13 protein-coding genes and 2 pseudogenes (2 of these 15 cut by a window edge) are annotated in these 12,299 nt (G+C 68.1%); 8 read left to right on the top strand and 7 right to left on the bottom strand.

The genetic code is table 11. The features are described 5' to 3' along the window. Together E6K79_10815 and E6K79_10810 are read left to right on the top strand one after the other, a co-directional pair. A pseudogene (locus tag E6K79_10815) lies at positions 1–385 on the top strand (PadR family transcriptional regulator) (it extends 221 nt beyond the left edge of the window). Further along, entirely contained in the window at positions 382–804 is a 423-nt protein-coding gene (locus tag E6K79_10810) for a YjbQ family protein (GenBank protein TMQ63129.1), read from the top strand. The pseudogene E6K79_10815 and the gene E6K79_10810 overlap by 4 nt, the downstream one beginning before the upstream one ends. A 1-nt stretch (position 805) precedes the next feature. On the opposite strand, the gene E6K79_10805 is transcribed toward E6K79_10810, so the two are convergent. Genes E6K79_10805 through E6K79_10785 form a run of 5 tightly spaced genes read right to left on the bottom strand, consistent with a single transcriptional unit; the run spans position 806 to position 4,487 of the window. Continuing rightward, positions 806–1,483: a class II aldolase/adducin family protein gene (locus E6K79_10805; GenBank protein ID TMQ63128.1), complete on the bottom strand. Its 678-nt coding sequence runs from the start codon at positions 1,481–1,483 to the stop codon at positions 806–808. Positions 1,484–1,504: 21 nt separating this feature from the next. After that, positions 1,505–3,181, bottom strand: a complete 1,677-nt coding sequence (locus E6K79_10800) for an NAD(P)H-hydrate dehydratase (GenBank protein ID TMQ63127.1) — start codon at positions 3,179–3,181, stop codon at positions 1,505–1,507. A gap of 2 nt (positions 3,182–3,183) precedes the next feature. Next, positions 3,184–3,543: a holo-[acyl-carrier-protein] synthase gene (gene acpS, locus E6K79_10795; GenBank protein TMQ63126.1), complete on the bottom strand. Its 360-nt coding sequence runs from the start codon at positions 3,541–3,543 to the stop codon at positions 3,184–3,186. 16 nt (positions 3,544–3,559) lie between these two features. Further along, entirely contained in the window at positions 3,560–4,264 is a 705-nt protein-coding gene (locus E6K79_10790) for an HAD family hydrolase (GenBank protein TMQ63125.1), read from the bottom strand. 31 nt (positions 4,265–4,295) lie between these two features. Further along, complete coding sequence (locus E6K79_10785) at positions 4,296–4,487, bottom strand: hypothetical protein (GenBank protein TMQ63124.1); 192 nt, start codon at positions 4,485–4,487, stop codon at positions 4,296–4,298. A 172-nt stretch (positions 4,488–4,659) separates the two neighbouring features. Here E6K79_10785 and E6K79_10780 point away from each other — a divergent pair, with 172 nt between their 5' ends. Further along, positions 4,660–5,853: a hypothetical protein gene (locus E6K79_10780; protein ID TMQ63123.1), complete on the top strand. Its 1,194-nt coding sequence runs from the start codon at positions 4,660–4,662 to the stop codon at positions 5,851–5,853. Positions 5,854–6,235: 382 nt separating this feature from the next. Here the strand turns inward: E6K79_10780 and E6K79_10775 are convergent, their stop codons facing one another. Then, positions 6,236–7,411, bottom strand: coding sequence for a glycosyltransferase (locus E6K79_10775; protein TMQ63122.1), 1,176 nt, complete (start codon positions 7,409–7,411; stop codon positions 6,236–6,238). A gap of 11 nt (positions 7,412–7,422) precedes the next feature. Between E6K79_10775 and E6K79_10770 the strand changes: the two genes are divergently transcribed. Together E6K79_10770 and dapF are read left to right on the top strand one after the other, a co-directional pair. After that, entirely contained in the window at positions 7,423–8,067 is a 645-nt protein-coding gene (locus tag E6K79_10770; GenBank protein TMQ63121.1) for a hypothetical protein, read from the top strand. Further along, positions 8,054–8,884 carry a diaminopimelate epimerase gene (gene dapF, locus E6K79_10765; GenBank protein ID TMQ63120.1) on the top strand — a complete coding sequence of 277 codons (831 nt, stop codon included), beginning with the start codon at positions 8,054–8,056 and terminating at the stop codon, positions 8,882–8,884. Before E6K79_10770 ends, dapF begins: the two co-directional genes overlap by 14 nt. Before the next feature lie 38 nt (positions 8,885–8,922). Here the strand turns inward: dapF and E6K79_10760 are convergent, their stop codons facing one another. Beyond that, positions 8,923–9,336 (bottom strand): hypothetical protein, encoded by a 414-nt coding sequence (locus tag E6K79_10760; protein TMQ63119.1) that lies wholly within the window; start codon positions 9,334–9,336, stop codon positions 8,923–8,925. A gap of 101 nt (positions 9,337–9,437) precedes the next feature. On the opposite strand from E6K79_10760, the gene E6K79_10755 reads away from it, so the two are divergent. The 3 genes and pseudogenes from E6K79_10755 to E6K79_10745 all read left to right on the top strand — a co-directional run. Continuing rightward, positions 9,438–10,067, top strand: a complete 630-nt coding sequence (locus tag E6K79_10755) for an RNA polymerase sigma factor (GenBank protein ID TMQ63118.1) — start codon at positions 9,438–9,440, stop codon at positions 10,065–10,067. Next, positions 10,057–10,638, top strand: a complete 582-nt coding sequence (locus E6K79_10750) for a hypothetical protein (protein TMQ63117.1) — start codon at positions 10,057–10,059, stop codon at positions 10,636–10,638. The genes E6K79_10755 and E6K79_10750 overlap by 11 nt, the downstream gene beginning before the upstream one ends. A gap of 196 nt (positions 10,639–10,834) precedes the next feature. Beyond that, positions 10,835–12,299, top strand: a pseudogene (locus E6K79_10745) (VCBS repeat-containing protein) (it continues 167 nt past the right edge of the window).

Here is a 12,299-nt window from a genome sequence, read left to right as displayed (position 1 = left end):
CAAGGGACGGCAAGCACTCGATCGGTGGCTCCGCGAGCCGCCGCGCTCCGCGCCGCCTCGAAACGAGCTCCTCCTGAAGCTCTTCCTCGCGGACCGCGAGTTCCTGGATGCGCCGGAGGCCTGGATCCGGCAGCTTCTCGCGGATGAGACGGACCGCCTCCGAAAGCTACGGAGGCTTCAAGATCACCTGCCGCGAGGGAAGCACCGCCATCCGAACCTCCGATTTTGGCTCTTCTCCCTCGAGCACGTCGAGCGCCAGTCGGAGGCGGCGGTGGCGTGGTGTCACAAGACCCTCGCGGCGCTCGCCCTGTTGCAGCAGGCTCAGACGCGGCGTCGCGCCGCCGCCCACCGCAGGGAACCTTTTCGAATGACGGAGAGACCATGAAAAACTTCCGGAAAACGCTGACGTACAACATCCCCGCGCGGATGGACTTCGTGAACATCACCCCCGAGGTGGAGGAGGCCATCCGCGAGAGCGGCATCCAGGAGGGGCTCTGCCTCGTCAACGCGATGCACATCACGGCGAGCGTGTTCGTAAACGACGACGAGCCGGGCCTCCACGAGGACTACAAGCGGTGGCTCGAGCACCTGGCGCCGTTCGACGCGAGCCCCAAGCGCTATCACCACAACCGGACCGGCGAGGACAACGCGGACGCGCACCATAAGCGTCAGATCATGGGTCGGGAGGTGGTCGTGGCGATCACGAAGGGGAAGCTCGATTTCGGACCGTGGGAGCAGATCTTCTACGGCGAGTTCGACGGGCGTCGCGCGAAGCGGGTCTTGATCAAGATCCTCGGGGAATAGGCTACCGCCGGCCCTCGGCTAAGAGCAACGTGGCGGCGAGATGCTCCGCGATCTCGAGCCTCGCGAGCGCCTCGTCGACGCCGGTCCCGACCGCGAGCGCGCCGTGGAACTCCAAGATCAGGACATTCGGGTGCTCCCGCGTCTCGAGGGCGCGTGCCACCGCCTCGGCCAGCGCCTCGCTGCCCGAGGGATAGTGCGGAACGAACCCGATCGGGCCCAGGAACACGCGGGCCTCGTCGAACCGGGAGAAATCGGGTGCCGTCCCGCGCGCCGCGAATGCCGTGAGCGCGACGGGGTGCGCGTGGAGGAGCGCTTCGACGTCGCCCCGCGCCGCGTACGCGGCCACGTGCATCCGGTGCTCGGTCGAGGCAGCCTGCCGCGCGGGCGAGCTTCCGGTCTCGCGCACCTCCAGCTCCACGAAGTCGCGCGTGGTGAGCTCCCCTTTGCGTCGGCCGCGACGCGTGATCACCATCCGGTCCGGCGTCAGGCGCGCGCTCAAGTTCCCCTCGGTCGCGACGATCATTCCGCGCCGGCTCAAGACCCGACCAGCGCGGATCAGCTCGTGGGAAAGCGCGATCCGCACCGCTTGGAGCCTCGCGCTCGCGGCCGCGCGGCTCTGGCCCGAGCCGATGCTCCGCTTGGGGCGCTCCCCCTCCGGATCCGTGGGCTTAGGATTCATCGAGGGCCCGCCTCCCCGGCGTTATGATTCATCGAGGGCCCCGCTTTCCAGCGCGACGAGCGCGGCCGGGAGCGCGTCCCGGATGTCCCCCGCGATCATCCCTCTCCGGCCCAGCCTGCGCGCCGCGATGTCGCCCGCGAGGCCGTGGACCAAGCAGCCGACCGCCGCGGCCTCGACGGGATCCATCCCCTGCGCCAAAAGCCCCGCGATCGTTCCGGTCAGGACGTCCCCCGCGCCCGCGGTCGCCATGCCGGGATTCCCGGTCGAGTTGAGAATCACCGGTTCCCCCTTCGCCGCCGTGACCATCGGGACGCTCTTCAAGCAGACGATCGCGCCGCTCGCCTCCGCGAACGCGCGCGCCCATCCGGCCGGGTCCCGCGCGACTTCTCCGATCGGCCTCCCGACGAGGCGCGCCGCCTCGCCGTAGTGCGGCGTCACGATCAGCGGCCCGTGCGTCCTCCGGAGCGATTTCCCCTCGAATGCGTTCAACCCGTCGGCGTCGAGCACGATGGGCGCCTCGACGCGCTCCAGGAGGTCGCGCGCCAGGTCTTCGGTATCGGGGTGCCGCGACAGGCCGGGGCCGATCGCGACCACGTCCGACCTCATCGCCTCGACGAGGATGGCGTCGAGCGCGGCGCGGGCGAGCGAGCGGCCGTCGGTCTCGGCACATCCGCGCTTCACCACTTCCGAGATCCGCGATTCGAGCGGGTCGACGCAGCTCCGCGGCACCGCCGCCACGGTATAGCCGGCTCCCACGCGGAGCGCCGATTCCGACGCCAGGGCCACGGCGCCGATCATCCCCGCGCTTCCGCCCACGACCAGCACGCGCCCGACCGATCCCTTATGGGCGTCCGCGGGACGATGAGGGAGGAGGGAGCGCGCCCACGCCGCTCCCGCGACGAGCACGCTGGGCTGCGTCGCCTCCACGAGGTCGGGCGGAATTCCGATGTCCACGACTTCCACCGCGCCCGCGTGCTCTCGCCCGGGCTCTAGCGCGAGCCCCACCTTCGCGAGCGCGAGCGTCACCGTGAAATCGGCGCGGATCGCCGGGCTCTCGACGTGCCCGGTCGAGCCGTCCACGCCGGAGGGAAGGTCGATCGACGCGATCGGCTTCCCGCTCGCCATCGCGAGCTCGATCGCTGCGGCCACCGCTCCTCGGGGCCGCCCCTTGCTCCCGGTTCCGAGCAGGGCGTCCACCAAGAACGCCGCCCTCTCCATGGCGTCGGCCGCCTCGCTCCCCGGACCCCACGCGCGCGGGTCGGGGAGGAGTGTGACCGGGACGCGCCCCTTCACGCATGCTTCGTAGCTGGCTTGGGAGTCCACCGAGAGCGACTCCTCGTCGCTCGCGACCAGCGCGCGCACGACGAATCCCGCCGCCTTGAGCTGGCGGGCCGCCTCGAGGCCGTCGCCGCCGTTGTTCCCCCGTCCGCAGAGAATCAGCACGGGGCCGGCGGAAGCAGCGCCGAGGCCCGGAAGGGCCACGGGCGGGCGCTTTCCCCGTTCCACGGGGCCGGCGGCCTTGGGCCGGCGCGAGAGCCCCGACGACTTCCACCACTCCGCGATCGCGTGCGCCGCTTCCTTCCCAGCGCGCTCCATGAGGCGGAGCGCGGGAATCCCGCGGCCCTGGATCGCCGCGCGGTCGAGATCCGCCATCTGCTCCGCCGTCACCAAGCGCGTCGTCGTGGGAGGGCGGCGCACGATCAGTCTTCGATCAGGACGACCGCGATGGCGTGCGTCGCGGCGTGGGAGAGGGAGAGGTCGACCTGGCGGGAGCCGAGCATCGATTTCGCGCCGCCGTGGAGGAGCACGGTGGGGCGCGGCCCCTCGCTCCGGACCACCTCGACCTCGCGCCAGATCGCGACCTTGCCGACCTTGAGCGCCTTCGCGAACGCTTCCTTGGCGGCGAACCGGACGGCGAACGACTCGGCCTCACGGACCTTGCTGCGGCAGTAGGCGATTTCGCCCTGAGTAAAGACGCGATCGAGGAAGCGCGCGCCCCAGCGGTCGATCGCGGCCTTGACGCGGCCCACCTCGACGATGTCGACGCCGACGGAGACCATTGACGCCGGGCGCGCCCTAGTCTCTTCCGTTCAGCCGGTCGACGATCGCCACAAGCTCGTAAATGTCGTTCAAGTCGTAGTCGGCGCCGGAGTGGACCGTGCCGAACGTGTCGCCGTAGCGCGCGAACGCGGTCTTGATGCCGACCTTGGCCGCGCCCACGACGTCGCGTTCGGGCCAGTCGCCGACCATGATCGCCTCGCTCGGGGCGATCCCGAGCACGTCGATCGCGCGCTCGAACGGCTTCGGGCTCGGCTTTCGCTCCCCGGTGTCCTCGAAGGCCACGATCGTGTCGAAGAATTGGTGGAGCTGGAGGTGCGCGAGCCGCGTCCAGGCTTGAAGCCGGGGCGCGTCGGAGACGACCGCGAGCTTCAATCCGCGCTTCAGGAGCTCGACGAGCGTGATGTTGACGTGGGGATAGAGCACCAGGTAGGAGTCGCGCGCGCGGCGGTACGCGACAATCGCGCTCGAGAGGATCTTGTAGTCGATGTGGCCGAGCTGCTCGTTCAGGAAGCGGTCGAAGACCTGCTGGTACTCGATGCCCTCGCGGTCGTACACCTGGTAAATCCGCGTGGCCACTTCCTCGCGCGGGAGCGTGAGCCCGGCGTCGAGCATGCCGTCCACGGCGGCGTCGATCGAGGCCCGCTTCATCTTCATGAAGTCGGTCAGCGTATTGTCGAGATCGAAGATGATCGCTCGAATCATGGTCGCCACGCCCCTCATCGGACGTTTCGATGGGAGACGTCGGCCGGAGCTACTTGCTCGACGGACCTACCGATCGCCCTAGGCTGATTTCACCGTTGTCGATGCGAACGTTGAACCCGCAGGCGGGGTTGGTGCAGACCCAGGCTTTGTAGGTTATCGGGGCGCCGTCCCTGCCGTAGTCCGAAAGTGGGATCAAAACTCCCGCGGAGCACTTTCGGCAGTCCGGAAACTTCCCTTCCATTCCCTGACCCTCCCCTCCACACAAAATCCCGGGGCGGAGCGTTTTCCACGCGCCGCCTCCGAATCGATAGTCCTCCCGCGCGAAATTGGGTGTCAAGGACAAATCCAGTCATTTCAATAGAATGGATGGGGTATGCTGCCGCCTGCATGATCCGTTTTGGGTGGAAAACCGCATGATTCCCGTGGACCTGGATCAGCTCCGCATCGACGCTCCCGCCCATCTTGAATCCTTCCGGGAGCTTCTGTCGCTTCCCCGGGAGACCGTCCCCCAGATGACGGCCGCCGCCGCTCGGAAGACCCTCGCCGCGGCCGCAGCGGATCTTGGCCGGGAAATCATTGAAAAAGAAGGCGTTACACCGACATTTCTCTTGCTGCGAGGCGACCACGTCGCCCCGAGCCTGAACTTGTTCGCGACCTGGCATGCGGAGGCCCACCCCGTTACCCCGGCGGCGGTCGAGGGCGCGGAGCGGCTTGCCCTCGCGACGACATTGGGAGCCATGAAGGCGTTGGTCGCGGCGGGCGTCGACCGCGCCGCGGTTGTCGTGGCGCCGGCCGCGGGGCAGGGCTCGCTCCCCCTCGAGGGCCATCTCCGCCAGCACCGGGCCGCGCTCCAGGCTCCCGTTGCCTTCTGGCCCCGGATCTCGCCGGCCGCGACGAGCCGCCGCCGCGTCTACCTTGGCGCCCGCGGTCGGGTCGTGCTGGGCGTCTGGGGTGAGGAGGCTGGGGCCAACCCGTACGCGGTCCGCGACCAGCTGATCGCGCAGCTGGCCGAGGAGGCCTATGGTCCGCGTCCCCTCGATTTCGAGCTGCTTCGGAAGCTCGCTCAGGGCGCGGGAGCTCTCGACTTCCTCGAGGAGACGCTGGAGGACCCGGACGCGGTTCGAGGCGACGGCGAGGCGAAACTTCGAAGCGCCCTGTTCGAGCCCCGGGGGCAGGTCGTCCGACCCCAGGTGCGCCACGCCGACCGTCCGCAGGCATGGATCATCGTGGAGACCGCGGAGCAGATGGAGCCCGCCGACGTTCTCAAGCGAGCGCAGGCGCTCGCGGGGAAGGCAAAGATCGAGATGGCCGAGGGTTTCCTCTGGGACCGCCTCAACATTCACCACCCCGGGGTTCAGGCGGCGATCCGGACCGCGAAGTCGCGTTCGGAGGGCGCGGAGATCTGGCCCATGGCACCCTGGGTAACCCCCTCGGGCATCTTCACGAGAGCGCTCGGAACCCCGCTGGTTGAGTGGGGCATCCCCCTGCCGCGCGGCGCCGCGATCCGGTTTCCGAGCGCGGACTCCGTCGAAGCGATCGAGCGGGAAATGGGGGAGCTGTTTCTCAGAGGAATGGGAGCCTTAAAGCCAGCTGCTCAAGAAACCTAGCCCTCCTCTCGTACGTCGGCGTACGGGGCTGTACTTGAGAGTCCGTGCGCTCCCACTAATTCCTCCGGCACGCTCGTGCGGCTCCAGCCATCAACCCGCTGCGTCACAGCCGCTTACCGCTGCGAAATCGAGACTTGCAGGTCGTGGCATGGGGTATGCGGGCAATACGGGGCTCAACGGGGGCGCTTCAGACGTAATGAGGCGGGGAGGAAAAAAATAAATGCTTCGTAAACTCGGACTCGTAGCGGCGTGCTTGTTCTTGGCGCTTCCAATCCTGACGTAGTCAGCAAGATTCAACGTCGCGTATCGAAATTGCCCTGACCCCCCACGTGATACGCGACGAGTGCCCCCGCGGGCAGGACGCTCGCGGGGGCCAATTTATTTACGGGAGCATCCCCCGCCGAAGCTCTTCCAGCGGGTAGAGCGTCCCCCTCCAAACGAGTCCGCGCCGAGCGACCGCGAACGCGATCGACCTGAGTATCGCGAAGCTGAAGAGCGCTCCACCGATGGGCATCAAGAGCGCGTGCCACGGGCGGATCCTGGACCCCCGGGACATGACGGCGTAGACGGTGAAGGCGCCGATCCACGCCGCCACCGCCGCGATCTTCGCCGTGGGATCGGGGAGAAAGAGACCCACGACCGGGGAAAGCGAGCAGGCGAACTGGGATGCCACCGCGGGCAGGGCGATCCACACCCGGTATCGGAGCGCGGCGAACGCGTTCTTCTCGACGCCGCGGATCAAGCCCCACACCCCGACCTGCCACCTTGCTCGAACGGCTCCGCCATGGAGCGCGAGCATCTGGCGTGCGCCGCTCTGCTTGAGGATCTTTCCCAGCCCAAGGTCGTCGATCATCTCGTAGCGGATCCGCTCGTGCCCGCCGGATCGCTCGTAGGCGGCGCGTCGCACCAGATTGAAGGCGCCGATCCCGATCGAGCTTTTGGCGCGCGGGTTCGGGGCACGCCACGGTTGCTGGCTCAGGTAGAACATCGCCAGGAAGTAGCCGATGAAGACGGCCTCTCCCAGGGATTCCACGATCATATCCGGGGCGACGGCCAGGTGATCCAGCTTCTCTTGGAGCGCGAACGACACGGCACGGCGAACGGCGTCGGGTGCGAGCTCGATGTCGCCGTCGGTGAAGAGGAGCCAGTCGGTCTTGGCCGCGGCGCTCGCTCGGGCGAGCGCATGGCACTTGCCGATCCATCCGGCGGGAAGGGTATGGACGTGGATCACTTGGAGCCGGGGCGCCCCGAGGGCGATGCGGTCGAGAATGGCGCCGGTCCCGTCCACCGACCGATCGTCGACGACGATGATCCGGAGTCCCGGGTAGTCCTGGGTGAGGAAGGAGCGGACCGCGCCCTCGATGCGATCCGCCTCGTCTTTCGCGGCCGCGATGAGGGTCAGGGACGGGAGCGCCTCGTTGGGCAGAGGGACGGCGTCCGCGAGCGATTTCAATCGCCTGAGACCGAGCGCGAGCATGCAGGCGGCGCCGAGCCAGAAGAGCGCCGACACGACGACCACGCTGGTCCCCATTGATTGACACACGACGGCCAGGCTCATACGCTGCGAGGATGCGCGACGCGCGGGGGTCCGTTCAAGCGCTCACGGCCGGGCAGGCAGCGGTCGTGGACGTCTCGGCGGCCATCGCGTCGGCCGATGCGGCATCGGTGGAGCGGGAATCGGCACGCGCGATCGACGCAGGCCTCCCACCCGCGGCGCTTTACGAGACCATCCTCCAGTCGTACCTCTTCGTGGGATTTCCCCGCGCCATCGAGGCCTTCTTCGCGGCGAGACCGGTCCTCGAGCGCGCCGCCGCGATCCCGGCCGGCACGGTGCCGGCCGATCCCTCCGCCTGGGAGCGCGCGGGCGAGGCGCTCTGTCGGAAGGTCTACGGCCGCAACTACGAGAAGCTGATGGAGACGATGCGCGCCCTTTCGCCCGACCTCGCCGTGGCCATGATCCGCGAAGGCTACGGAAAGACGCTCTCCCGCCCCGGCCTCGGCGTGGTGGAGCGGGAGTACGGGGTCATCGCGATCCTCACGGTGACCCGGATGTGGCGCCAGCTCCGCTCCCACGCGATCGGGGCCGTGAACGTGGGGGGAACCCGCGCGGGAGTGCGCGAGGCCATCGAGCGCTGCCGTCCGTGGGCGGGCGGAGACACCGTCCGGGAGGCCTTGAGCGCAACGGGCATGGAGGAAGACCGTGCTCGACGCTGACTTCGTGAAATCGCACGGGCTCGGGAACGACTACATCGTCGTCGACGCCGCGCACTTCGGAATCGCGCTCACGCCGGAGCGGGTGCGGCTCCTCTGCCACCGCCACCTGGGTCTCGGCTCGGACGGAGTGCTCGAGGTCTCGGCGACCGACGACCGCTTCAGCGTGAAGATCTGGAATCCGGACGGCTCGGAAGCGGAGCGTAGCGGCAACGGGCTACGCATCGCCGCGAAGTTCCTGAGCGAGCACGGCTACACGATCGAGCATTCGTTCACGATCTTGACCGCGGCCGGCCCGGTCAAGACCGAGGTCTACCGCGAGGCCGGGCGCGTGGTGGCGGTGCGCCTCGAAATGGGGCGGGCAGTGATCGACAGGGGCGTCAAGACGCTCGACGTGCCGGGGTATCGGTTGGACGTCACGGTCGTCTCCGTCGGAAATCCTCACTGCGTGGTCTTCGGCCAGCCGCAGACGCGCGACAGCCTCCTCGCGATCGGGCCGCTGGTCGAGAACCACGCCCGCTTTCCGGCCCGGATCAACGTGCAGCTCGCGGCCCCGGATACGCGCAATCGCGTTCGGGCGCTTGTATGGGAGCGAGGCGCCGGGCACACGCTCGCGTCGGGCACGAGCGCCTGCGCGGTCGCCGCGGTCTGCTACGACCGCGGGCTCGTGGACGGGAAGGTCACCGTGGTCATGGAGGGTGGCCAGCTGGAGGTCGAGGTCGCCAAGGATCTCTCGATCATCATGACCGGCCCGGTCGAGGAAGTGTTCGTGGGGTCCCTGAGCCCCGACATGAGGCGCCGCCTCGTGGAGGTCCAGTAGCCGGCTGGTGTGGCCGCAGCCTCATTTTGGCTGCGGCCTCATTTTGGCTGCGGCCACAGGATGCGGCTGCTGATCAAAAGGGCCGCCCCCACGAGGATCGGCAAGAGGCCGACGACCCAGGCCTTCTTGTCCGGCTCCATCGTGCCCACCAGGATCGCGAGCCCGATCCCGGCGGCGACGGTGATCAGGCCCCCGATGAGGAGCCCATGGGCCCGCCGAAGACGGCCGTTCCCCTGCGGATAGTTTTCCGATGCATAGCCCCCCACCGAGGTCGTGGGAAGGGGGGGGAGCTTGGAGGGGTCGGCGCCGCGCTCGATCGCCGCGATCCGCTCTCGTCGCGCGAGCTCCTCCAGACGCGCCTGGGTGACGATCCGGACGATCGCCACGCTGATGCCTCCGACGATCGCCACGATGGGGACAGCCATGGCGAAGAGGGCAAAAAAGTTGTCCATGTTGACGCTCCTTTCCGGTTCCTGGTGGACGCGCCGCCCCGGCCGGGGCTGCCTATCGCGGTTTCGATGGGATAGACGGGGATGAGTGCCCCGGCGGTTTCATGAAACCGAAGGAGCGTATCGACCCGTCCAAGTCAGGGGTGAAGCCTCTCCCCGGCCACGAGACCGACGAGCCCGCCCTCATCGCGCGATGCCGCGCGGGGGACACGGCCGCTTATCGGACCCTCGTCGAGCGTCATCGCGACCGGGCGTACGGCCTGGCGCTCCGAATCCTGCGCTCGGCGCCCGACGCGGAGGAGGTCGCGCAGGACGCATTCGTCCGCGCCTGGCTTGGACTACGGGATTACCGAGGCGACGGCGCGTTCGCCACATGGCTTCATCGCATCGTGGCCCGTCGCGCGCTCGACCGTGCCGCGATCCTGAGAGGCCGCCGCGCCAGGGAGGAGAGCTTGGAGCAAGTGGAGGCGGCGAGGGTTGCGGGTGCCGCGAGTGTCTCGGGGATCGCGCCCAGCCTCGAATCGCGCCGGATCGTGCGTCTGATGGAGACGCTTCCCGACGCGCAGCGCGGCGTGGTCTCGCTCTTCTATTTCGAGGAGCGGCCGGTCGCCGAGATTGCACGAATCCTGCGATTGCCCGAAGGAACGGTGAAGACGCATCTGTCCCGCGCCCGCGCGGCGCTGCGGCGCGAATGGCTGCGTCGCGCGCGGACGGAGGGATGGAATGAACTGTAGCGACGTCGAGCGGTGGCTCGACCGCGGGATGCCCGACAGTGGGAGTGAGCGCGCGATGCGGCACGTCGCGGCCTGCGGCGCCTGCTTCGAGGCGTTCGAGGCGGCATCGGGCCTCGAGTCCGCGCTGCGCGCGGAGGGCGCGAGCGCGCGGGCGGCGACGGTCGCCGCTGCAGTCCCCGCCGCTCCCGAATTCGTCGCGAACGTCATGGCCCGCGTTGCTACCGCCGATTCGCTCGCCCTCGGGGCGCGGCTCGAGCGCCGGCGCGCCCGGTTCTGGATCACGCTCGCGACCGATCCGATCATCGTCTGCTCCATCACCGCCGCCTTAGTGGTAGCTGTCTGGACCGTCCTGCGGCCGGGCTGGTTCCTCGACGCCGGGATGAACCTCGCCGCGCGCTGGTGGCTGTCGACCTCCGCTCTCGCCTTGCCTAGCCGCATCGAGCTGAAGCCAGTCCTCTGGATCGGAATCGCGATCGCGGTCCTTCCCCTCGTCCTCTGGGGAAGTTGGGCGCTCTATCGCCGGTTCGAGCGGGCCGTCCTCTTGCTCGCCGCACGGCCGGGCCGGCTCTAGAAGCTGGCCCAAGCGAGGAACCGGCGGCCGGGAACCGGCCCCTCCCTAGGGGGTTGTGCCCGACGTGGCACCGCGCTAGGCTTGTGGGGCGCGGTGGGGGACCACTCTACCCCGATCCGCGCGAATTCAGAGCGTCCCCCCCGCTGTCCCCCAGCTCCGCGCACCTCATGCCTCTGTTGAAAGGGGGATCGGACCCATGAACCTCCCGCGCGCATCAGTCGGACTCGTCGCGTTCGCTCTCCTCGCCATCGCCGCTCCAGCCAAAGCCCAATACATGTACCTCGATACAAATGGGGACGGAGTCCACACGTCGGCGGACCAGGTAAATCCCTCGGGTCCCACGGTCATCGACATTTGGCTCGATACCGATTCGAATCGGGATGGATCGTCGGCGGTGTGTTCTACGGACTCCCTGGCATCCTTCGCGATCAACTCCTACGAATTCGTGCTGAGGGCAACCGGCGGGACCATGTCTTGGGGAACATTCACGAACAATCAGCCGAGCATGGGACTCCACAGCCTGCCTCTGAACACTGAGACGGAGTACTACGACGGCTACGCTGGATTTACGTACGTGCCTCCTGGTACCTACCGCCTGGGCACCCTCCAAGCGACCGTTGCGACTGGTACTCCCTCCATCCAGGTAGTCCCGGAGCCGGCCGGAGGAGGCGGTTACCCGCGGGCGACATCCTTTGGCTCCCCTTGCCCAGGGATCTATGGCGACCACACGATGCGGCTGGGCATCGACTGGTTGGATGTTGACGGTCTAACATTCGGGTCCGGCGGCTCCGCTAACTCCCCACCGATCCTGACCCAGCCTACGGACATGGTGGTGCCCGTTGGGGAACCAGCATCGCAGGCTCTCGCCGCGACCGATGTGGATCGCCAGCCCGTCACGTTCTCCAAGGTTTCGGGCCCAGCATATGCAACCGTGACCACCGTCGCTTCCGGGAGCGGATCGGCGAGCGGGAAGGTTTTCGTGGCACCGCACATCGGAGACGTCGGTCCGGCCATCGTGACGGTCAATGCCACCGACGGAATCGCAGCGGATCAGAAATCGTTTGCCGTTACGGTGAACCCCAGCTCCAATCACCTCCCGGCGCTTACCAGACCGGTAAATGTGGATGTCGTGGCGGGGACGACCGGGCGACTCCGCCTTTACGCGATCGACCCGGATGGTCAGACGCTCGCATTCAGCAAGATCGGGGGACCTGACTTCGCGGAGGTTTCAACCCTAGCTTCAGGTTCCGGTGCCGGCGTGGGTAGTCTCCGGCTGACCCCGAAGCCGTGCGATTCGGGGCCGTCCGTCGTCACGATCGGGGTCACTGACGGCGTCTCAACGCAGCACACGAACGTTGAAGTCGAAGTTCGGGCTTCTACCATTTCCGCCCCGTCGCCTCCGCCGTACCCGGTTGCGACGCGCGCGAACGCTGTCGCGGTCGGAGACTTGAACTCCGACGGCAATCTCGATGCCGTAACCGCGAGTGGGCTCAACGAGGCTTCGATCTCGGTGCTCCTGGCGCACGGCGATGGGTCCCTGGGCGCAGCGACGAATTTCCCGCTCGCGGGTAGATATCCTTTCAGCATCGCCATCGGCGACCTCGATCGGGACGGTCACCCCGACCTTGCGGTGACGATGCTTTCGGACGCCACGATACTGA

Source organism: Candidatus Eisenbacteria bacterium (genome assembly GCA_005893305.1).
In the GTDB taxonomy this organism is placed as follows: domain Bacteria; phylum Eisenbacteria; class RBG-16-71-46; order SZUA-252; family SZUA-252; genus WS-9.
This window is presented reverse-complemented; position numbering and strand designations above follow the sequence as displayed.